This window comes from Stutzerimonas azotifigens DSM 17556 (assembly GCF_000425625.1).
Lineage (GTDB): Bacteria > Pseudomonadota > Gammaproteobacteria > Pseudomonadales > Pseudomonadaceae > Stutzerimonas > Stutzerimonas azotifigens.
Genome location: NZ_KE384408.1, coordinates 153920 through 174233, shown reverse-complemented (window position 1 = coordinate 174233; position 20314 = coordinate 153920). Strand labels below are relative to the sequence as shown.

The window sequence follows — 20314 nt, the reverse complement described above, 5'->3', positions numbered from 1 at the left end:
CCGCCTGCTCTTGTGGGAGGCCCGACCTCGGGGCGATGCTCTTGAGCTTCCAGCCTTCCAGCCCCCCCATCACCCCTGCTCGCTCTCATGCCAATGCCCCAGGCTGACCCGCGCCAGGGCGGCCATCAGGCTGAACAGCAGCACGCCGGTCAGCGCGATGAGAAAGAGCGCGGCGAACAGCCGTGGGATGTTCAGCTGGAAACCGGCCTGGAGGATCTGGTAGGCCAGCCCGGCGCCGGTGCCGCCGGTGCCGGCGACGAACTCGGCGACCACCGCGCCGATCAGCGCCAGGCCCGAGGCGATGCGCAGGCCGCCGAAGAAATACGGCAGGGCGCTGGGGATGCGCAGGCGCAGCAGCGTCTGCCAGCGACTGGCGCGGTTGAGGCGGAACAGGTTGAGCAGCCCCGGATTGACGCTGCGCAGGCCGAGCACGGTGTTGGAGATGATCGGGAAGATCGCCACCAGGGTCGCGCAGATGGTCAATGCCAGGGTGGTGTTGCTCACCCAGATGATGATCAGCGGCGCGACGGCCACCACCGGCGTCACCTGCAGCAGGATCGCATAGGGAAACAGGCTGGCCTCGATCACCCGGCTCTGCACGAAGAGGAAGGCGGCGATCACCCCGAGTAGCACCGCCAGGGCGAACGAGAGGAAGGTGATCTTCAGCGTCACCAGCAGCGCGGCGAACAGCATCGGCCCGTCGGCGACCAGCGTGCGGCCGATGTCCAGCGGCGTCGGCACCAGGTAGGTCGGCACCTTCAGGGTCACGCACAGCAGCTGCCAGAGGGCCAGCAGCACCAGGCCGACGAACAGCGGCGCGGCGATGCGCTGGAAGCGCGGATCGGCCAGCAGCGGTCGAGCGGAGTTTTCCATGGTCGTCACCTCAGTGGGCCGAGTCGGCATTGGCTTCGGCGAGTAGCGCGGACAGCCGCGCGCACTGTTCGATGAAGGGTGCGCTGGTGCGGAACGCCTCGTCGCGCACCTCAGGCCCTTCGATGGCCACGTCGGCCAGCACCCGGCCGGGCCGCGCGCCCATCACCACCACCCGCGAGGAGAGGAACACCGCCTCGTAGATGCTGTGGGTGACGAACACCACGGTCAGGTCGCGCGAGCGCCAGAGGTCGCGCAGATCGCTGTCCAGGCGGTTGCGGGTGAACTCGTCGAGCGCGCCGAAGGGCTCGTCCATCAGCAGCAGGTTCGGCTGCACCGCAAGCGCGCGGGCGATCGAGGCGCGCATCTGCATGCCGCCGGACAGCTCGCGCGGGTAGACGCCGCCGAACTTGCCCAGGCCGACCAGTTCCAGCGCCGCCTGCACCCGCGCGTTGCCCTCGGCCTTCGGCACGCCGGCTAGGTCCAGCGGCAGGCGGGCGTTGTCGGCGACCCTGGCCCAGGGCATCAGCGTCGCCTCCTGGAACACCATGGCCATGCGCTGGCCGGGCTGGTCGGTGTCCAGGCTGCCCTTGCCCCACCAGCGCACGTGGCCGGCCGAGGGCGACTCGAGCCCGGCGAACATCTTCAGCAAGGTGCTCTTGCCGCAGCCGGAGGGACCGAGCAGCGAGACGAACTCGCCGCGCTCGATCGACAGCTTCAGCCGCTGCAGCGCCTGGGTGCCGTTGGGGTAGGTCTTCTCCACCTGGTTGGCCAGCAGTACCGGCAGCGCCGCCTCGCAGGGCGCGCCGGGCGCGGGCCGGGCCGTATCGACGGAAAGGGTGTGCATCAGCATGGTCGTGTACTCCCGTTGGCTACCTGCGCGGTCGCCGGCTGCCGGTGATCTGCATGGATCGGTCCAATTTCTGGCTGATGTAGGCAGCGGCCTCCACCGGCGCGTAGCGGGCCGGCCGCCCGGCGCCGCAGCAGCTGGGCAGACAGGCCACCTCGGTGCCGGCCGCCGGCCCGCTGAAGGCCACCAGCGACAGGCGCCGGGTCGAGCCGGTCCACTCGCGTGGCGGGTTGATCACCCGGTGCAGCGTCGAGCGCCAGCGGTCGTTGGTCCAGCGCGCCATCAGGTCGCCGACGTTGATCACGAGGGCGTCCGGCGGAGCCGTGACGTCGCGCCAGCGGCCCTCCAGGTCGCACACCTGCAGGCCGCCGGGCGCCTGGTCGGGGCGCAGGATGGTCAGCCCGCCGTAGTCGTGGTGCGCGCCGTAGCGCAGCTGGCCCTCGCGCGGCGCCTCGGGCTGGTCGGGGTAGTTGACGAAGCGCAGCGTCAGCGACGGCTCGCGGTAGCTGGCCTGGAAATGCTCTTCGGGCAGGTCCAGCGCCAGCGCCGACAGCCGCATCAGCCGCTGGCACAGCGCGAACATCGCATCGAACCAGGCCTCGACGGTGGCCTTCAGCGCCGGCGGCTCGCCCGGCCAGATGTTCGGCAACCCCTGCCCGGCCCGCTCGCGTTGCAGCGAGGCGAACACCAGCGCCTCGCACAGGTCCGGCGGCGTCTCGCCGGCCAGCGTGGCCGACACGCTTTCGATGCCGAGCGGCAGGTAGCCACGGCCCTTGGTCCGCTCCGGCGGGGTCCAGGCCTGCTTGTCGGCGAACGGCTGGGCGAAGAAACGCTCGGCCTCGGCATACATGCGCTCGACCAGCGCCGGGTCGACGCCATGGTTGACGATGCTGGCGAAACCGCAGGTCTCGAAGGCCTCGCCGAACCGGCGGGCAACCTCGCGCCGCGCCGGCTCGTCGCCCTCGAGGAAGGGACCGAGGTCGATGACCGGAATGCTGTCCAGGCTCATCTCATCGCTCCTGGGTGGCCACGGCCGCGCCGGAATTGGCGAACTCCAGCGTGTAGGCGCGGCGGTAGTCGAGGTCCGGGCGGTACACGCCGGCGGCGCTCATGGTCTCGAAGAAGCCCTTCCAGCGCGCATCGCTCATGGCACCGGGGCCCTGCACGGCGGCGTCGCCGCTGTCGATCAGACCGCGCTCGCGCATCTGCTTCATCTTGAAGTGGTACAGCGCCTCGCCGTGCTCGGGGTTGGCGGCCAGGGTGGCCTGCATCGCCGCGGCGTAGTCGCCCCTGGCGCATTCGCTCCAGCCCTGGCGGCTGGCCGCCACGAAGCGGGCGACCGCGTCGCGCTGCGCGTCGATGTAGCTGTCGAGGGCGAAGACGGTGGTGGCGTAGTTGTCGTAGCCGTAGTCGGCCAGCAGGATCGAGACCGGCGGCTCCTTCAGCTCCTTGCCGAGCAGGTGCGCATCCTCGGTGATGTAGCCCTGCTGCACCGCCTTGGGGTCGGCGAGGAAGGGCACCGAGGAGTAGGCGTAGGGGCGCAGCTGGCTGTCGCTGAAGCCGTAGCGCTGCTTGAGGAACTGCCAGAACTCGGCCTGCGAGAACTTGGCGACCATGATCGGCCGGCCCTTGAGGTCCTCCAGCGTCTCCACGCCCTGCCCGGCGTGGGCGACCAGGGTCTGCGGGTCCTTCTGCAGGAAGGCGGCAACGGTGCGCGCCGGGATGCCCTGCTGGACCATGTTCAGCGTGGTGAAGCTCGAGCCCATGCCCAGTTGCAGGTCACCGGCGGCGACCTGCAGCGGGATGTTGCGATCCGGCCCGCCCGGCACCAGTTCGACGTCGAGCCCGGCTTCCTGGTAAAGGCCGCTGGCCTGGGCCTGGTAGAAGCCGCACATCTCGGCCTGCGGCAGCCAGTTGAGGCCGAAGCGCAGGGCTTCGGCGGCCTGCGCCGCCGGCGCCAGCAGGCACAGCGGCGCGACGGCGAGCGCCAGCAGACGGCGCAGCGGGAAACGGGGCGAAGCGTGAGGCGGGTTGTCGATGGCGTTCATGCACGGTCTCCAAGGCTGATTGCGCCGTCCGCCGCGCCCTCGCGGCGGATCGGCACCGGCCCTGCCCGTCTGCGCGGGCTGTCGCCGGGGCATTGCGGTCGAGCGTCAGGCAGTCAGGAACACTTCGCTTTCGCCGTGCGCCTCGAGCAGCGCCAGCAGTTGCTTGCGGATCACCAGCCCCGGCTTGTCCGAGGGCATGTGGAATTCCACCCGGCGGCGGGTATCGATGCAGGCGTCGTACTCGGTGGCCTCGAGGATCTCGCGGTCCTCGGCGGTGATGGCCGCGTCCCAGTCGATCAGCGCCTGGGTCGGGCACTGCTCCTCGCTGTCGTTGCGGTACAGCCACTGCACCAGCATCAGCCGGCCGTCGTCGATCGGCGTGGCGCAGTTGTAGATGATGTGGTGGATGCCGCTGTCCGGGTACATGCAGCCGAAGCGCCGTGAGAACGGCAGGTAGTAGCGGTTGATCAGGTGGCGGGTGGTAATCGGTTCGGTGCTGCCGGTGATGCGGAAGCTCGCCTCGGGATTGCGGATCGGCACCACCGTCTCGGCCTCGAAGCCGTAGTCGGTCTCGCGAAATTCGTAGCTCGACGGCTTGGGCTGGTCGAACAGGCCGAAATTGGCCTTGTGCACGAAGGAGAAGTGCGAGTTGTCGAAGGAGTTCTCCATCACCCGCAGCGGGCTGGTCTTCCATTCCTCGTAGAACTGGAAGATGCGCCGGTAGCCGGGCGCGCCGTCCTCGGGGAAGTCCGGGATCGGCTGCAGCGGGTCGTCCAGCGCGACCCAGATGTAGCCGTAGCGGTCCTGGCAGTGAAAGGTATCGACCCTGGCGCCCGGCGGGATCATGCCCTCGGGGTTCTGCGGGATCTTCACGCAGGCGCCGCTGCAGTCGTATTCCCAGCCGTGGTAGCCGCAGGCCAGGTGGCCGTCTTCGCTGATGAAGCCTTTCGACAGCCTGGCGGTGCGGTGGCAGCAGCGGTCGCGCATCGCCACCGGGGTGCCGTCGGGCGTCTGCCAGAGTACCAGCGGCTCGCCGAGCAGGGTGAACGGCTGCGGGCCCTCGGCCAGCCTGGCGGTGGGCATCAGCGCATACCAGAAGCGGCGCAGAACGGGTTGTTTGGTTACCAGCATGGTCGTTTCCTCATTCGATCGGGGCGGCGGACGGTTTGCGGTCGGATATCAGGGCAGCACCTTGGCGGCGCCCTGGACGAAGCGCAGGTCGTAGCCCTGCCTGAAATCCACGGCCTCGCCGAGCAGGCCGGCCTCGACCATGTAGTCGCGGGTCGTCTGCCAGCGCGCGTCGGTCATCACGCCGATGCCGTCGGTGGCCGCGTCGCCGCCGGTGACCAGCTGGAACTCCTTCATGCGCTCGATGCCCCAGGCGATCTGCGCGTCCTGCATGTTGGGGTTGTCCTGCTTGATCAGCGCGTTGCCCGGCGCCGGGTTGGCCAGGTAGCTCTTCCAGCCCTCCATGGTCGCGTCGTAGAAGCGCTGCAGGACCTCGGGGCGCGACTCGATGAGGTCGCGGCGGGTCACCAGGGTCGCGCCGTAGGGCGGGTAGCCGTGGTCGGCGAACAGGTAGAAGTTGGCCTCCACGCCCTGCTGGCGGGCCTGGAACAGCTCGGAGCTGGCATAGGCCTGCTGCGCGGTGTCCGGGGCGGCGAAGAACGGCTGCAGGTTGAAGGTGTAGGGCCGGGTCTGGCTGTCGCTCAGCCCGTACCTGGCCTTGAGCCAGGGCCACCAGGAGGTCTGGCCGGAGGTGGCGACCAGGATGGTCTTGTCCTTCAGGCCGTCCAGGCCCTTGACGTCGGCGTGGGTCAGCAGGCCCTGCGGGTCGCCCTGGAAGCAGGCGCCGATGGCCACCACCGGCAGGCCCTGCTCGAGGTTCTTCAGTACCTGGAAGTCGTAGCCGACGATCACGTCGGCCTTGCGCGCCACCAGCAGCTGCATGCCGTTGACCTGCGGGCCGCCCATCTTCAGGGTCACGTCCAGCCCGTGTTTTTCGTAGATGCCCTCGGCCAGCGCCTGGTAGAAGCCGCCGTGCTCGGCCTGGGCGTACCAGGAGGTGAGCAGCGTAAGCTTGTCGCTGGCCTGCGCCGTGGCGGCCGCCAGCGCGGTTCCCAGCAGCGTGGCCGGCAGCAGCGTCCGGCGGGCCAGTTTGCACAGCACGGACGCCAGGCGTCGCGATTCCATCGTTTTCATCGGTTGTCTCCATGGGCAAGGCACGGTGAAGCCGCCGGCTGGCAGAGCGCCGGACGGCCGAACGAAGCAAGGGAAGGACGAGGCGAGGACAGCCGGCCTCTCGGCACCGGACTGCGGCAAGGAACGAGCGACGCGGCATTGCGCATGGCGGTGGACCTCTCCTGTCGAGCCCCGAGGGGCATGAACAAGCACCCCGCAACGGGGCGTGCGGCCAATGGGTGGCCGCAAGAGCAATGTCCCGCGCCCGGTGGGGGCGCTAACCGCTTCTACTCGGAAGGAGGCGTAGCAGAAGCTGTGCCAGATCGTGTTCACCGGCGCCGAGGGACCCGGCCTTTCCCGCGCAATCCGCAGAGCTGACGCATCGGCCAGCTTTCGCATGGAGCCGCCTCCCGTCCCGGGGCTGCATCGACCGGTGCCGGGCGCCCATGCAGGAACGCTACAAAAGCGGGCAGAGCGCCCACGCGAGAGCAGTTTTTGGTGCAGCGCGACCCCGCGCGGACGAGCGAAATGCCGGCCGCCCCCGACGGCGAACGGTGCCGGGCACCGCCAGAGCGCGCCCTGCGGGCAGTCGCGCGTGCGCTGCGCCGGCAAAACCTAAGCAACTGGTCAGCTTCTTGCAGAGACCCGCCTACACAGAGACAGGCACCGAGCCTGCGCCTTCTTCGCTGTTCGCTTCAGAGGTCACTGCCATGCAACAACCCGCCGAGTCCGAGCTGATCCACGGCCTGAACGACCGACCCGCCCCGCTGCCGGCCCTGTTCGCCGCGCTGCAGCACATCCTCGCCAGCTTCGTCGGGGTGATCACCCCGCCGCTGGTGATCGGCGCCGTGCTCGGCCTGGGCGAGCACCTGCCCTACCTGATCAGCATGGCGCTGATGGTCTCCGGCGTCGGCACCTTCATCCAGGCCCGCAGCCCCTGGGGCATCGGCGCCGGGATGATCTGCCTGCAGGGCACCAGCTTCGCCTTCCTCGGCGCGGTGCTCTCCGCCGGCCTGCTGGTCAAGGGCCGCGGCGGCAGCCCGGAGGACATCCTGGCGATGATCTTCGGCGTGTGCTTCTTCGGCGCCTTCGTGCAGATCGTGCTCAGCCGCTTCATCCACCAACTGCGCCGGGTGGTCACGCCGCTGGTCACCGGCATCGTCATCACGCTGATCGGCGTCAGCCTGATCAAGGTCGGCATCACCGACATCGGCGGCGGCTTCAAGGCGGAGGACTTCGGCGCGCCGCGCAACCTCGCGCTGGGCGCGCTGGTGCTGCTGACCATCATCCTGCTCAACCGCTCGCAGCAACCCTGGGTGCGCCTCTCGGCGATCATCATCGGGCTCGCGGTGGGCAGCCTGGCGGCCTGGTTCAGCGGCAAGCTGGTCCCGCAGCCGCTGCCCGACCTGCCGCTGGTGAGCGTGCCCGTGCCCTTCCGTTTCGGCTTCGCCTTTGACTGGACGGCCTTCGTGCCGGTGGCACTGATCTACGTCATCAGCACCATCGAGACGGTCGGCGACCTGACCGCCAACTGCATGCTCTCGCGCCAGCCGATCGAGGGCCCGAGCTACCTCAGGCGCCTGCGCGGCGGCATCCTCGGCGACGGCGTCAGTTGCCTGATCGCCGCCACCTTCAGCGCCTTCCCCAACACCACCTTCGCGCAGAACAACGGGGTGATCCAGATGACCGGCGTGGCCAGCCGCCACGTCGGCCTGTACATCGGCGCGCTGCTGTTCGTCCTCGGGCTGTTCCCGCTGCTCGGCGCCGTGCTGCAGCAGATCCCCAAGCCGGTGCTCGGCGGCGCGACCCTGATCATGTTCGGCAGCGTCGCCGCGGCGGGCATCCGCATCCTCGCCCAGGTGCCGCTGGACCGGCGCAGCATGCTGATCATCGCCGCCTCGCTGGGCATTGGCCTGGGCGTTGCAGCGCAGCCCGACCTGCTGCACCAGATGCCGACGCTGGTGCAGAACCTCTTCGAATCGGCGATCACCTGCGGCGGCCTGACGGCCATCCTGCTCGACCTGCTGCTGCCGCGGGAAAAATCGCCGGAGCCGACCTACGCTAGCAATCCGGAGGCGCATCGCGCCTGATCCGCCGGCCGCCACAGGGAAAGGACCTATGAACACCTTCGACGCCACGCTCGCCCAGACCGCCACGGCCGGCAAACGTACCGGGCGGATTCGCCAGAAGAACGAGGAGCTGATCCTCTCGGCCGCCGCCGAAGAGTTCGCGCGCTACGGCTACAAGGGCACCAGCATGAACGCGATCGCCCTGCGCGCCGGCCTGCCCAAGGCGAACCTGCACTACTACTTCACCAACAAGCTGGGCCTGTACGTCGAGGTGATGCGGCACATCCTCGAGCTGTGGGACAACGCCTTCGACCACCTCACCGTCGATGACGACCCGGCCATCGCGCTGGCGGCCTACATCCGCACCAAGATGGAGTTCTCGCGCAGGCAGCCGCAGGCCTCGAAAATCTTCGCCATGGAGGTGATCAGCGGCTGCGAGTGCCTGTCGGCGCACTTCAACGAGGACTATCGCGAGTGGTTCCGCGGCCGCGCCGCGGTGTTCCAGGCCTGGAGCGACGCCGGCAAGATGGACCCGGTCGACCCCATGCACCTGATATTCCTGATCTGGGCCAGCACCCAGCACTACGCCGATTTCTCCGACCAGATCCGCCGCATCACCGGCCAGCGGCGGGTGACCAGGGACGACTTCGCCCGCGGCACCGAGACCCTGACCCGGGTGATCCTCAAGGGCTGCGGGCTGCAGCTGCCCGGCTGACACCGCCCCGCCCGCGTTCCCCAGACCCGCTCGCCCTGCGGCCCGGCCCAGCCGCGGCCGGTCGCCCGCTGCCCGCCAGGACCCCGCATGCACATCCACGCCCGCGCCCTGAAGTACTTCGACATGATTCGCCGCTGCGGGTCGATCCGCGAAGCGGCCAGGCGACTGCACGTCGCCTCCTCGGCGGTGAACCGCCAGCTGCTGCAGCTCGAGCAGGAGATCGGCACGCCGCTGTTCGACCGCATGCCCGGCGGCCTGCGCCTGACCGCCGCTGGCGAGATCTTCTCGCGCCACGTAATCACCGTGCTGCAGGACGAGCACCGCATGACCAGCGAGCTCGACGCGCTCAAGGGCATGCGCCGGGGCGAGCTGTCGATCGCCTCGGTCGAGGGGCTGAACATCGGCCTGATGCCCAACGTGCTCAGCAGCATGGCCACGCGCTACCCGATGCTGCGCCTGGCGGCGCGCACCACCGGCTCGCAGCAGGCCGCGCAGCTGGTAGCCGACGGCGACGTGGACGTCGGCATCGGCTACGGCATCGAGCGCAGCGAAGCGCTGCGCCAGTACGCCGTGGGGCGCTTCCTGCTGGGCGCGATCATGAGCCCGGAGCACCCGCTGGCGGCGCAGCGCACGGTGACCTTCGCCGAGTGCGCGCGCTACCCGCTGATCCTCCCGGGGCCCGGGCTGTCGATCCACACGCAGCTGCGCCCGATCCTGGTGCACCACCGCAAGCCGCTGACCGTGCTGCTGGAAAGCGCCTCGGTGGAGCTGGCCAAGAGCATGGCCCTGCGCGGCGTCGGCATCGCCTTCCAGACCCGCATCGGCATCGAGCAGGAGCTGCAGGACGGCCGCCTGGTGCATGTCCCCCTGACGGCGGCAGGCCCGGTGGTCTCGGAGCTCGGGGTCTACGTACGCAGCGGGCGCTCGCTGCCGGCGGCGCTGGACGCCTTCATCCGGGTGGTCGCCGAGGAGCTGGCGCGGCGCGAGAGCGGCGAACCGACGCTGGGTGACGAGCATGGACGCGGGTGATGCCGTTTCGGCATCGGCCCGGCTCAAATTTGACGCTAACCGCAGCGGGGCAGCGCTTCGTAGGATGGCTCGCAACCGCATAGTCGCACCGAGGCATCCATGACCGAAGCCCTTTCCACGCCCAGCCTGCCGCTGATCGACATCGCCGGCCTGCGCTCCAGCGACCCGGCCGCACGCCAGGCCGTGGCCCGCGAACTCCGCAGCGCGTGCGAGCGCTGCGGGTTCTTCTACATCCACAACCACGGGATCGACGCCGGGCTGATCGCCCGCGTGCGCGCCGAAGCCGAGCAGTTCTTCGCCCTGCCGAGCGCCAGCAAGCTGGCCGTCGACAAGGCCCTGTCGGCCTGCAACCGCGGCTACGAGCCGCTGCGCGGGCAGACCCTGGAGGCCGGCAGCCCGCCGGACCTGAAGGAAGGCTTCTACATCGGCATCGATCTGCCGGAGGATCACCCGAGCGTACTCGCCGGGCGCTTCAACCAGGGCCCGAACCAGTGGCCGGCGGACCTGCCGGATTTCCGCGACACCATGAATGCCTACTTCGCCGCCGCCTACGAACTGAGCGCCCTGCTGATGCGCGGCCTGGCGCTGTCGCTGGAGCTGCCCGAGGACCACTTCGCACCCTTCGTCACCGACGCCTCGGCAACCCTGCGCCTGCTGCACTACCCGCCCCAGCCGCCGCAGCCGGCGCCGGGGGAAAAGGGCTGCGGCGCGCACACCGATTTCGGCGCGGTGACCCTGCTGCTGCAGGACGACGCCGGCGGCCTACAGGTGCAGGCGATCGACTCGGATGAATGGATCGACGCCCCGCCGGTCGAGGGCACCTACGTGGTGAACCTGGGCGACCTGATCGCCCGCTGGACCAACGACCGCTACCACTCGAACCTGCACCGGGTGATCAACCGCTCGGGGCGCGAACGCTACTCGGTGCCGTTCTTCTTCACCGGCAACCTCGACCTGCAGGTCGAGTGCCTGCCGACCTGCCTGGCGCCGGGCGAAGCCCCGAAGTACCTGCCGGTGAGCGTCGAGCAGCACCTGGCCGAATGCTACCGGCGGACCTACGGATGAGCGCGCCGATGGCCACAAGCATGACGACCCGCCATCTGGTGCTGATCCACGGCGCCTGGCAGGGCAGCTGGGCCTTCGACGCCTGGCTGCCGCACCTGCAGGCGCGCGGCTGGCAGCCCCATGCCGTCGACCTGCCGGGCAACGGCTGGGGCCCGGGCCGCGCCGAACCGGCCAGCCTGGACAGCTACGTCGAGCATCTGCTGCGCACCATCGAAGCCATCGACGAACCGGTGGTGCTGCTCGGCCACAGCGGCGGCGGCGTCACCGCCTCGGCGGTGGCCGAACGGATTCCCGAGCGCATCGCCTGCCTGGTCTACCTCGCCGGCATGATGCTGCCCAGCGGCATGGGCTTCGCCGAACTGATGCAGCGCTGCCGCCTGGAGCAGCCGGAGCTGGACATCTCCGGCATCGGCCCCTACCTGCGCTGGGATGGCGAGTTCAGCAGCGTGCCGCCGGATGCGGCGCTGCGCATCTTCCTGCACGACTGCGAGCCCGGCGCCGCCGACCGTGCCGCCAACCTGCTGCGCCCGCAGGCCGAAAGCGGCCGTGCGCTGGTCGCGCAGCTGACTCCCGAGCGCTGGGGTCGGGTGCCGCGAATCTATATCGAAGCGCTCGCCGACCGTTCCGTGGCGCTGCCCTTGCAACGCCGCATGCAGGCCCTCTCGCCGGGGGCCCAACGCCTATCCCTAGACTGCGGCCATGTCCCGCAGCTCGCCCAGCCAGCGCTGCTCACCCGGTTGCTGTGCGATGCCCTTGAAACCCGCCTGCCCCTCTGACACAGCCTTTGGAGTTTTCATGAAGAAAAAGCACCTGCTGGTTTCCCTGCTGCTCGCCTGCGGCGCGATCAATGCGCAAGCCGCCGACAAACTCACCTTCCAGCTGGACTGGCTGCCCACCGGCGGCGACAAGGCGTTCGTCTTCGCCGGCGTCGGCGAGGGCTTCTACGCCGCCGAGGGGCTGGAGGTCACCATCCTGCCCGGCCGCGGTTCGGCCGATGCCATTACCAAGATCGCCTCGGGCGCAGCCGACGTCGGCTCCGGCGGGCTGTCCGCGCTGATGATGGCGGCGGCCGAGGGCGGCGTGCCGGTCAAGGCGGTGATGTCGGTGTACTCCAAGCAGCCGGATGCGCTCTTCACCCTCGAAGGCGGGCCGATCACCGACCTCGAATCGATCATCGGCAAGACCGTGGCCATGCCCACCTTCTCCTCTTCCAACACCATCTGGCCGGTGTTCCTGAAGGACAACGGCATCGACCCGGACGCGGTCAAGACGCTCAAGACCGACCCCAGCACCATGGCGCCGATGCTCGCCCAGGGGCGCGTCGACGCCACCATCAACTGGACCACGGTCGCCCCTGGCTACGCCGCGGTGCTCAAGCAGGCCGGCAAGGAGCTGCGGGTGATCCCCTGGTCGGAATACGGCCTCAACGGCTACGGCCTGTCGCTGTTCGCCTCGCAGGCGCTGATCGACAAGAAGCCGGAGGTCGTCGAGCGCTTCGTGCGCGCCTCGAAGAAGGCCATGGAATTCTCCCTGGCCAACCCGGCCAAGGCCGCCGAGCACCAGAAGGCCCTGGTGCCGGAAGCCGACGTCGCCACGCTGGAAGCCGACATGCGCGCCTCCGCGCCGCTGGTCGACAACGAGATCAGCCAGAAGGACGGCCTCGGCGCCTTCACCCCCGAGATGCTGGGCGCGACCTGGAGCTGGGTCGCCCGCTCCATGGGTTACCCGAGCGACAAGGTCGATCCCGAATCGATCGTCGACCGCAGCTTCCAGAACAAGTGAGCCTGAACTAGATGAACCCTGTGATCGAACTGGCGGGCGTCACCCAGACGTTCGTCTCGAGCGACGGCACCCCGGTCACCGCCCTGCAGAACGTGGACCTGGGTCTGCGCAAGCATGAATTCGTCTCGGTGATCGGCCCGTCGGGCTGCGGCAAGTCCACCATCCTGCGGCTGATCGCGGGACTGCTGCGGCCCAGCGGCGGCCAGGTTTCGATCTACGGGCTGCCGGTGACCGAGCCGCGCGACGAGATCGGCATGGTATTCCAGAAGCCGACGCTGCTGCCGTGGCTGTCGGTGCTGGACAACATCACCTTCCCGATGAAGCACAAGTACGGCCGGGTCGACGCGCGGGACGCCGAGCGCGCACGCGAGCTGCTGGAGATGATCGGGCTGGCCGACTTCGGCCACAAGCGCCCGCACGAACTCTCCGGCGGCATGCAGCAGCGGGTGGCGATCGCCCGCTCGCTGCTGCACGACCCGGACATCCTGCTCATGGACGAGCCCTTTTCCGCCCTCGACGCGCTCACCCGCGACGAGATGAGTTTCGAGCTGCTGCGCATCTGGAACGAGCGGCCGAAGACGGTGGTCTTCGTCACCCACTCGATCCAGGAGGCGCTGCTGCTGTCCGACCGCATCGTGGTGATGAGCGCCCGGCCCGGCCGGGTCAGCGAGATCATCGAGGTGCCGCTGGCGCGACCGCGGACCCTGGAGACGCTCTCCAACCCGCTGTTCAACCAGCTCGCCAACGACATCCGCGTCAAAGTCTTCAGCCGCCGGCCGGAGTGAACCCCGTGAAAGCCCTGCTCAACCGCTACATCTCGCTGATCGCCTTCCTCGTCGTGCTGATCGCCTGGGAAGGTGCCTGCCGGCTGCTGGAGATTCCGCAATACGTGCTGCCGGCGCCCTCGGTGATCGCCGCGGCGATCGGCGACGTCGGCCTCGGACGCTGGCTGGAGCACACCCTGGCGACGCTCAGCGTCGCGCTGGTGGGCTTCGCCGTGGCCATCGGCCTGGCGCTGCCGCTGGCCATCGGCATCGTCAGCTCGCCGCTGCTGGCGCGCCTGCTGATGCCCTGGCTGGTGGTGATCCAGTCCACCCCGATCGTCGCCATCGCGCCGATCATCGTGGTCACGCTCGGCGCCGGCGTGCTGCCGCGGGTGGTGATCACCACGCTGATCGCCTTCTTCCCGATCGTGGTGTCCACCGCCACCGGCCTGGCCTCGGTGCCGCCGGAGCTGGTCGAACTGTCGCGTTCGCTGCGCGCCAGCCGCCGCCGCGAGTACTGGCAGATCCGCATGCCCTTCGCCATTCCCTACATCTTCAGCGCGCTCAAGGTGGCGATCACCCTGGCCATCGTCGGCGCGGTGGTGGCCGAGTTCGTCGCCGCCGAGAGAGGGCTGGGCTACCTGATCCTGTTCACCACCTCCTCGTTCAAGGTGCCGGTGGCCTTCGGCGCGCTGGCGATCCTGGTCAGCTGCAGCCTGGTGCTCTACGGCCTGATCGTCTGGCTGCACCGCCGCCTGTTCCCCTGGAGCCTGGGGCTGGATCGCTGACATGGCCGCTCGACCTTCTTCCACCGACCAGGCGGTGCTGCGCGGCGAGGCCATCTACCTCGCCGGAGGCACCGCCGTGCAGCTCGCCTGGGACCAGGCCGGTCCGCCGGCACCGCTGGTCGATGCACTCGCCCTGCTGCCGCCGCCGAGCGTCGAACCGCTGGAGGCCGGCGGCCTGCGCCTGGCCGCCAGCTGCACGCTCGAGCAGCTGCGCACGCATCCGCTGGTACAGGCGCGGGCACCGCTGCTCGCCGAGGCCTGCCGCACGCTGGCCAGCTACGCGGTGCGCCAGCTGGCCACGCTCGGCGGCAACCTCGCCTGGGGCTTCGGCGACTGCCTGGCGGTGCTGCTGGCGCAGGGTGCCACGGCGCACCTCGACGATGGCCGCCGCCTGCCGCTGGCCGAATACCTGGCGCTGACGCCGCGCCCGCTGCTGCTGGCGGTGACGCTGGACGGCCGGCCCGCCGCATTCGCCCGCTACGAGAAGGTCGGCCTGCGCGCGGCCTTCAGCCCCAGCCGGGTCGCCCTCTGCCTGCTCGCCGAGCGCGACGGCGGCGGCCAACTCGTTTCCGTCCGTGCCGCGGCAGTGGGTGCCGGCCTGCCGGGCCGCCGCCTGGCGCACACCGAAGCCTGGCTGGAAGGGCGCGATCCGATGACATTGACGCTCGGCGACCGGCAGCTGCGCGCCGCCGCCGAAGCCGATTTCCCCGACGCCGTCGACCGCGCCCGCGTCGTCGCCCGCCTGCTGGCCGGCTGGCTGAGCGAAGAGGAGCCTGCGCCATGAAGGATGCCCGCCCGCCGCTTTCGCATGCGCAGCTGGTCGCCCGCATGCGCCCGCGTCCCGACGCCGCCGAACGGCTCGCCGGCGCGCCCTATCTCACCGACCGGCAGCATCCCGAGCAGCTGTTCGGCGCCATCCTCGGCAGCCCACACCCGCATGCGCGCATCCTCTCGCTGGACCTGTCGGCCGCGCGCGCCCTGCCGGGCGTGCACTGCGTGATCGCCGCCGACGACGTGCCGGGATGCAAGGCCTTCGGGCTGCGCCACGTCGACCGACCGGTGTTCTGCGCCGAGCGCGTGCGCTGCATCGGCGACCCGATCGCCGCGGTAGCCGCCGAGACCCCGGAACAGGCGCGCGCCGCGCTGGCGGCGATCCGCGTCGAGTACCAGCCGTTGCCACTGATCGACGACCCGCAAGCGGCGCTGGCACCCGACGCCATCGCGCTGCACGGCGACAGCAACCTGCTGCACCGCGAAACCCATCGGCACGGCAACCTGGCCGCGGCCATCGCCGCCAGCCAGCACATCGTCGAGGGCGAGTTCCTCACGCCACGGCAGATGCCGACCTACCTGGAGACCGAGGGCGGCATCGCCGAGCCGGACGGCCAGGGCGGCCTGACGCTGTATTTCGGCGCCCAGAACCCCATCGGCCAGCGGCAGACGCTGGCGGCCATCCTCGCCCTTCCCGAGGAGCGCGTGCGGGTGGTCAACGGCCCGCTCGGCGGTTCCTACGGCGGCAAGGACGAACTGACCATCCAGCCGATCGCCGCGCTGCTGGCGCTGCACAGCGGGCGCCCGGTGCGCCTGCGGCTGTCGCGCGAGGAGTCGGTGGACCTGGGCGTCAAGCGCCACCCCATGCGCATCCGCATGAAGAGCGGCTGCGACGCCGGGGGCCGGCTGCTGTTCCGCCAGGTGGAGATCCTCGCCGACACCGGTGCCTACGCGACCCATGGGCCGGAAATCCTCGATGCCGCCGTCGAGCACGCCAGCGGCCCCTATCGCTACCAGGCGCTGTCCATCGAGGCCCGCCTGGCCTACACCAACAACGGCATCGCCGGGGCCTTCCGCGGCTTCGGCGCGGTGCAAGTGCAATTCGCCCTGGAGCGGCAGATGGACGAACTGGCCGCGTTGGCGGGCCTCGCGCCGGACGAATTCCGCGCACGCAACCTCTCTGACTTGAATGACCGGGGGCCGCTCGGCCAGGTGGTGGCGCCGTTCGATGGCCCGCGGCTGGCACTCGAGCAGATTCGCCAGCACCCGCTCTGGCAGGGGCCGCGGCGCTGGCAGGACGGCCGCTGGCTGCACGGCGTCGGCATGGCGCTGGTCCAGCGCAGCGACGGTTTCAGCAAGGCCGGGCCCAACGGCGCCGGCCTGGAGGTGGCGCTGGCCGCCGACGGCTGCATCGAGGTGCGCACCAGCTTCACCGAGATGGGCCAGAACCTGCTGGACGTGATCCGCATCCTCGGCGCGCGGCATCTCGGCTGCGACGAGGCGCGCATCCGTCCGCGGATCGGCGATTCGGCCAGCGGCGTGGACTCCGGGCCGAGCGCCGCCTCGCGCTGCACGACCGTGCTCAACCAGTTGCTGCAGCGCCTCGCGCCCGCCTGGCGCGCGCGGCTGCAGGCGCTGGTCGGGGACGACGGGCTCGAACCCGGCGCCGACGGCCTGCTCGACCTCCAGGGACAACTGCGCCTGGACTACGCCGAATTGGCCGCGACGCTCGAAGCCGACCAGTTGCCGGTCGAGCGCTGCGCCTTCGCCGGCGAAGTCACCCCGAGCGACAACCCCATCGCGCACTTCGTGTTCGGTGCCTGCGCCGCCGTCGCCCACGTGCGCGTCGACCGCTGGACCGGCCAGGTGCAGGTGCTGCGATTGAGCAACGCCGGCGCGCTGGGCCCGGTGGTCAGCCCGCTGGGCTACCTCGGCCAGCTCGAGGGCGGCCTGCTGATGGGCCAGGGCATGGCCACCCTGGAAGAGCTGCCGATGCGCGAGGGCCGCTACCTGGCGCGCAACCTCGACGGCTACTTCGTGCCCACCCTGCTGGACGCCCCGCAGATCGAGGTCATCGCCATCGAGGAGGTCCCCGAAGGCGACGAGATCGGCCCGCGCGGCGTCGGCGAGATCGGCGTCAACATTGGCGCCCCGGCGGTGGCCAACGCCATCGCCGAGGCCCTGCAGATGCCGGTGAGACAGCTGCCGGTGAGCGCCGAACGGGTACTCGACCACCTGGAGCGTCAGCCATGATCGATATCGAATTCCATCTCAACGGCGAGCCGGTGCGGCTGCGTTGCCCGGCCGACCGGCGCCTGCTGGACATCCTGCGCGAGGACTTCGGCCTGACCGCGGCCAAGCCCGGCTGCGCCATCGGCCGCTGCGGCGCCTGCATGATCTGGCTCGACGACGCCCCGGCGAACGCCTGCCTGCTGCTCGCGCTGCGGATCCACGGGCGCTCGGTGCGTACCTACGAAGCGGTCTGCCGGGACCCGGCCTCGCAGCCGGTGCGCGACGCCCTCGCCGAAGGCGGCGGGCTGCAGTGCGGCTACTGCACCCCGGGCATGGTGATGACCCTGGCGCACCTGCATCAGTTGCCCGAGCCGCCGGACGCCCCGGCCGCGCGCGAACTGGCCAGCGCCAACCTGTGCCGCTGCACCGGCTACGGCGGCATCCGTCGCGCCATCGAGCGCCTGTTCGAACCGGCCGAGGGCTCGGCCGCCACGCCCATCCGTCCTTGCGGAGATCCAGCATGACCGACCGCCTTCCCCCCCAGGGCCTGATCCCGACCCACGAGCAGATCGTCCGCCACCTGCGCCGCTCCAACGAGGTGGCGCGCCGCGCCATGGAGCTCGGCCACCATCCGTTCGGCGCCGTGCTGGTCGGCCCGGACCAGGAAACCGTGCTGCTCGAGCAGTGCAACATCGACACGGTGAACCACGCCGAGTCCACCCTGGCGCGGGTCGCCGCGACCAATTTCACTCCGGAGTTCCTCTGGGGCTGCACGCTCTACACCGCGGTCGAGCCCTGCTGCATGTGCGCCGGCACCGCCTACTGGGCCAACATCGGCCGCGTGGTGTTCGGCATGACCGAGCACCAGCTGCTCGAAGCCACCGGCAGCCACGAGGAAAACCCGACCATGAGCGTGCCCTCGCGCTACGTGTTCGACCACTGCCAGAAGCCGGTGGAACTGATCGGCCCGGTGCCCGAGCTGGTCGAGGAAACCCTGGCCATGCAGCGGGCGTTCTGGGCCTCGCGCTGAGCGACGATGCCGCTTCGCGGCGGCCGTCCGGCTGAACTTGCGCCGTTCGTCGGCCTCGAAAAAGGCGTTCGGGCCAGCCCGGCCCGCCAGCTCGAGGACGGCATGACGGTCATTCGCACCAGGACATTCCCCCGCCGCGGCACGCTCGTTTCCAGCCTGGCCGCACTCACCCTGCTGGCCGCCCTGCAGCCTGCGTTCGCAGCGACCGGCGCCGAGGCCTTGGCCGCGCGGGATGCGCGCAACAAGGAAGCGAGCGCGCGCCTCATGGGCCCGTCGGACTCGCCACCGGCCCCGCCGACGGCGCACTACAACCACATCATCACCTTCGGCCAGTCGCTGGCTTCGGCCGCCGAAGGCTGGCCGGCGCTGTCCCGGGAGCCGGGCTACGACAACCTGATGCTCGGCGAGGCGACCCGCTCGGCGACCTACAGCGGCCCGCGCTTCGTGCCGGTCGGCGAGGCCGCGTTCAAGCCGCTGCGCGCCGTGGTGCAGGCCAAGGCCGACGCCAAGGTGCTGCTCGGCGACGAGCAGACCGCGGAATTCGAGGAGCATGCCCAGGACGAGGGCGAGTCGGTGGAGGTGGGCGCGCTGAACATGGCCCGCCGGCTGTACCTGCGCGACAAGGGCGCCAGCGCCGACCCGCAGCACCTGTTCGTCGCCAGCAACGCGGCCACCTCGGGGCGCTCGCTGGCGCAGCTGTCGCACACCGGCGGCACCGACGAGTACCAGCGGGTGATCCAGGCCGTGCAGCAGGCCCGGGCGCTGGCCGAGTCGGGAAACACCCGCTACGCGGTCAGTGCGCTGTTCTGGCTGCAGGGCGAGTTCGACTATGCCGAGGTCAACGGCGGGGTGAACGACAAGCTGCGCTACAAGGCCGGGCTGCGCAAGCTGCGCGAGGACCTGAACACCGACATCGCGGCGATCACCGGCCAGCCCCAGGCGCCGGCCTTCCTCAGCTACCAGACCGACGCCAAGTCGTCGAAGGACCCGGACTCGCTGGCGATCGGCATGGCCCAGTGGGAACTGGCCAACGAGGAACCGCACTGGTACCTGGTCGGGCCGGTGTATCCCTACACCGACAAGGGCACGCACCTGTCCTCCAACGGCTACCGCTGGTTCGGCCAGATGCTCGGCAAGGTCTACCACCGGGTGGTGGTCGAGGGGCGCGGCTGGCGCCCGCTGTCGCCGCTCGGCGCCAGCCACGACGGCCGCGAGGTGCTGGTGGACTTCCACGTGCCCTACCCGCCGCTGGCGTTCGACAAGCCCTACATCGCCCACCAGGCACGCGACATCCCCGACCGTGGTTTCGAACTGCACGACGAGCGCGGGCGGGTGCCGCTGGCCAGGGTGGAGCTGGCCGCCGACACCGTGGTCCGCCTGACCGCGTCGCGCGAGCTGGTGGGCACGCCGCGGGTGGTCTACGCCGGCAAGCGCGCCGGCGGCGCCGGCGCCCTGCGCGACAGCGACCCCACCGTCGCCGATGCCGTCTACGAATACCGCGCCGAGGCCGGCATGTGGCGCAGCGAGAACGTCGCCGAACGGGTCGGCAAGCCCTACCCGCTGCAGAACTGGAGCATCGCCTTCGAGCTCAGCGCCGAACCGGCGTCCCCGTAGAAAGCGCCGCGCGCCTGGCGCCGCCCCCCCTGTAGGAGCAGGCTCCGCCTGCGACAGAGGCAGGCACGAAACCTTCGAACCGACACCAAACCAACCCCCTCTCCCACCGGGAGAGGAGGATGGTGAGGCCTGGCGGGCACGCAGCTCGCCCCCTCATCCGGCCCTGCGGGCCACCTTCTCCCGCGGGGAGAAGGGAAAAGCGCCCCGCGGCGCTGCCAACCGGCACGACGCTCCCCCTGTAGGAGCAGGCTCTGCCTGCGACCGAGGCAGGCACGAAACCTTCGAACCGGCACCAAACCAACCCCCTCTCCCACCGGGAGAGGAGGATGGTGAGGCCTGGCGGGCACGCGGCTCGCCCCCTCATCCGGCCCTGCGGGCCACCTGCTCCCTCGGGGAGAAGGGAAAAGCGCCCCGCGGCGCTGCCAACCGGCACGACGCTCCCCCTGTAGGAGCAGGCTCTGCCTGCGACCGAGGCAGGCACGAAACCTTCGAACCGGCACCAAACC

General features: G+C 70.3%; 19 protein-coding genes. 13 read left to right on the top strand and 6 right to left on the bottom strand.

Going from position 1 to position 20314, the window contains the following annotated elements; translation table 11 throughout:
• Positions 1 to 69 precede the first annotated feature (69 nt).
• From H610_RS0111370 to H610_RS0111345, 6 genes are all read right to left on the bottom strand, one after another.
• The gene (locus tag H610_RS0111370; protein ID WP_330216833.1) at positions 70 to 798 is read right to left on the bottom strand and encodes an ABC transporter permease; all 729 of its coding nucleotides are present in this window, start codon (positions 796 to 798) and stop codon (positions 70 to 72) included.
• Positions 799 to 883: 85 nt separating this feature from the next.
• Positions 884 to 1723, bottom strand: coding sequence for an ABC transporter ATP-binding protein (locus tag H610_RS0111365; protein ID WP_028239781.1), 840 nt, complete (start codon positions 1721 to 1723; stop codon positions 884 to 886).
• A gap of 19 nt (positions 1724 to 1742) precedes the next feature.
• On the bottom strand, positions 1743 to 2729 hold the full coding sequence (locus H610_RS0111360) for an isopenicillin N synthase family dioxygenase (protein WP_028239780.1): 987 nt from the start codon (positions 2727 to 2729) through the stop codon (positions 1743 to 1745).
• A 1-nt stretch (position 2730) separates the two neighbouring features.
• Complete coding sequence (locus H610_RS23750) at positions 2731 to 3768, bottom strand: ABC transporter substrate-binding protein (protein WP_084166439.1); 1038 nt, start codon at positions 3766 to 3768, stop codon at positions 2731 to 2733.
• 105 nt (positions 3769 to 3873) lie between these two features.
• Positions 3874 to 4899, bottom strand: coding sequence for an aromatic ring-hydroxylating dioxygenase subunit alpha (locus H610_RS0111350; protein ID WP_028239779.1), 1026 nt, complete (start codon positions 4897 to 4899; stop codon positions 3874 to 3876).
• Positions 4900 to 4947: 48 nt separating this feature from the next.
• Positions 4948 to 5970: an ABC transporter substrate-binding protein gene (locus H610_RS0111345; protein WP_028239778.1), complete on the bottom strand. Its 1023-nt coding sequence runs from the start codon at positions 5968 to 5970 to the stop codon at positions 4948 to 4950.
• A gap of 689 nt (positions 5971 to 6659) precedes the next feature.
• Here H610_RS0111345 and H610_RS0111340 point away from each other — a divergent pair.
• The 13 genes from H610_RS0111340 to H610_RS0111275 all read left to right on the top strand — a co-directional run bounded on the left by H610_RS0111340 (position 6660) and on the right by H610_RS0111275 (position 19808).
• Positions 6660 to 8039, top strand: a complete 1380-nt coding sequence (locus tag H610_RS0111340) for a uracil-xanthine permease family protein (RefSeq protein WP_028239777.1) — start codon at positions 6660 to 6662, stop codon at positions 8037 to 8039.
• A 28-nt stretch (positions 8040 to 8067) separates the two neighbouring features.
• Positions 8068 to 8733 carry a TetR family transcriptional regulator C-terminal domain-containing protein gene (locus tag H610_RS0111335; protein ID WP_028239776.1) on the top strand — a complete coding sequence of 222 codons (666 nt, stop codon included), beginning with the start codon at positions 8068 to 8070 and terminating at the stop codon, positions 8731 to 8733.
• 87 nt (positions 8734 to 8820) lie between these two features.
• Positions 8821 to 9762 carry a LysR family transcriptional regulator gene (locus tag H610_RS0111325; protein ID WP_028239775.1) on the top strand — a complete coding sequence of 314 codons (942 nt, stop codon included), beginning with the start codon at positions 8821 to 8823 and terminating at the stop codon, positions 9760 to 9762.
• A gap of 99 nt (positions 9763 to 9861) precedes the next feature.
• Positions 9862 to 10827 (top strand): isopenicillin N synthase family dioxygenase, encoded by a 966-nt coding sequence (locus H610_RS0111320; protein ID WP_028239774.1) that lies wholly within the window; start codon positions 9862 to 9864, stop codon positions 10825 to 10827.
• A 20-nt stretch (positions 10828 to 10847) separates the two neighbouring features.
• On the top strand, positions 10848 to 11603 hold the full coding sequence (locus tag H610_RS0111315) for an alpha/beta fold hydrolase (RefSeq protein WP_043238426.1): 756 nt from the start codon (positions 10848 to 10850) through the stop codon (positions 11601 to 11603).
• 19 nt (positions 11604 to 11622) lie between these two features.
• The gene (locus H610_RS0111310) at positions 11623 to 12609 is read left to right on the top strand and encodes an ABC transporter substrate-binding protein (RefSeq protein ID WP_028239772.1); all 987 of its coding nucleotides are present in this window, start codon (positions 11623 to 11625) and stop codon (positions 12607 to 12609) included.
• An 11-nt stretch (positions 12610 to 12620) separates the two neighbouring features.
• Complete coding sequence (locus H610_RS0111305) at positions 12621 to 13394, top strand: ABC transporter ATP-binding protein (RefSeq protein WP_028239771.1); 774 nt, start codon at positions 12621 to 12623, stop codon at positions 13392 to 13394.
• A gap of 5 nt (positions 13395 to 13399) precedes the next feature.
• Positions 13400 to 14161 (top strand): ABC transporter permease, encoded by a 762-nt coding sequence (locus H610_RS0111300; protein ID WP_028239770.1) that lies wholly within the window; start codon positions 13400 to 13402, stop codon positions 14159 to 14161.
• A gap of 1 nt (position 14162) precedes the next feature.
• Positions 14163 to 14945, top strand: coding sequence for an FAD binding domain-containing protein (locus H610_RS0111295; protein WP_028239769.1), 783 nt, complete (start codon positions 14163 to 14165; stop codon positions 14943 to 14945).
• Complete coding sequence (locus H610_RS0111290) at positions 14942 to 17185, top strand: xanthine dehydrogenase family protein molybdopterin-binding subunit (protein ID WP_201768362.1); 2244 nt, start codon at positions 14942 to 14944, stop codon at positions 17183 to 17185. Before H610_RS0111295 ends, H610_RS0111290 begins: the two co-directional genes overlap by 4 nt.
• Positions 17182 to 17688 carry a (2Fe-2S)-binding protein gene (locus tag H610_RS23745; RefSeq protein ID WP_051231676.1) on the top strand — a complete coding sequence of 169 codons (507 nt, stop codon included), beginning with the start codon at positions 17182 to 17184 and terminating at the stop codon, positions 17686 to 17688. Before H610_RS0111290 ends, H610_RS23745 begins: the two co-directional genes overlap by 4 nt.
• Positions 17685 to 18194, top strand: coding sequence for a nucleoside deaminase (locus H610_RS0111280; RefSeq protein WP_028239767.1), 510 nt, complete (start codon positions 17685 to 17687; stop codon positions 18192 to 18194). The genes H610_RS23745 and H610_RS0111280 overlap by 4 nt, the downstream gene beginning before the upstream one ends.
• Positions 18195 to 18296: 102 nt before the next feature.
• Entirely contained in the window at positions 18297 to 19808 is a 1512-nt protein-coding gene (locus H610_RS0111275; protein WP_028239766.1) for a phosphate ABC transporter substrate-binding protein, read from the top strand.
• Positions 19809 to 20314: the final 506 nt, after the last annotated feature.

What these genes read in the sequence shown, in the direction of transcription:
- H610_RS0111365 (WP_028239781.1), bottom strand. Translation starts at nt 1,723, where the DNA reads ATGCTGATGCACACCCTTTCCGTCGATACGGCCCGGCCCGCGCCCGGC.
- H610_RS0111360 (WP_028239780.1), bottom strand. Translation starts at nt 2,729, where the DNA reads ATGAGCCTGGACAGCATTCCGGTCATCGACCTCGGTCCCTTCCTCGAG.
- H610_RS23750 (WP_084166439.1), bottom strand. Translation starts at nt 3,768, where the DNA reads ATGAACGCCATCGACAACCCGCCTCACGCTTCGCCCCGTTTCCCGCTG.
- H610_RS0111350 (WP_028239779.1), bottom strand. Translation starts at nt 4,899, where the DNA reads ATGCTGGTAACCAAACAACCCGTTCTGCGCCGCTTCTGGTATGCGCTG.
- H610_RS0111345 (WP_028239778.1), bottom strand. Translation starts at nt 5,970, where the DNA reads ATGAAAACGATGGAATCGCGACGCCTGGCGTCCGTGCTGTGCAAACTG.
- H610_RS0111340 (WP_028239777.1), top strand. Translation starts at nt 6,660, where the DNA reads ATGCAACAACCCGCCGAGTCCGAGCTGATCCACGGCCTGAACGACCGA.
- H610_RS0111335 (WP_028239776.1), top strand. Translation starts at nt 8,068, where the DNA reads ATGAACACCTTCGACGCCACGCTCGCCCAGACCGCCACGGCCGGCAAA.
- H610_RS0111325 (WP_028239775.1), top strand. Translation starts at nt 8,821, where the DNA reads ATGCACATCCACGCCCGCGCCCTGAAGTACTTCGACATGATTCGCCGC.
- H610_RS0111320 (WP_028239774.1), top strand. Translation starts at nt 9,862, where the DNA reads ATGACCGAAGCCCTTTCCACGCCCAGCCTGCCGCTGATCGACATCGCC.
- H610_RS0111315 (WP_043238426.1), top strand. Translation starts at nt 10,848, where the DNA reads ATGACGACCCGCCATCTGGTGCTGATCCACGGCGCCTGGCAGGGCAGC.
- H610_RS0111310 (WP_028239772.1), top strand. Translation starts at nt 11,623, where the DNA reads ATGAAGAAAAAGCACCTGCTGGTTTCCCTGCTGCTCGCCTGCGGCGCG.
- H610_RS0111305 (WP_028239771.1), top strand. Translation starts at nt 12,621, where the DNA reads ATGAACCCTGTGATCGAACTGGCGGGCGTCACCCAGACGTTCGTCTCG.
- H610_RS0111295 (WP_028239769.1), top strand. Translation starts at nt 14,163, where the DNA reads ATGGCCGCTCGACCTTCTTCCACCGACCAGGCGGTGCTGCGCGGCGAG.
- H610_RS0111290 (WP_201768362.1), top strand. Translation starts at nt 14,942, where the DNA reads ATGAAGGATGCCCGCCCGCCGCTTTCGCATGCGCAGCTGGTCGCCCGC.
- H610_RS23745 (WP_051231676.1), top strand. Translation starts at nt 17,182, where the DNA reads ATGATCGATATCGAATTCCATCTCAACGGCGAGCCGGTGCGGCTGCGT.
- H610_RS0111280 (WP_028239767.1), top strand. Translation starts at nt 17,685, where the DNA reads ATGACCGACCGCCTTCCCCCCCAGGGCCTGATCCCGACCCACGAGCAG.
- H610_RS0111275 (WP_028239766.1), top strand. Translation starts at nt 18,297, where the DNA reads ATGACGGTCATTCGCACCAGGACATTCCCCCGCCGCGGCACGCTCGTT.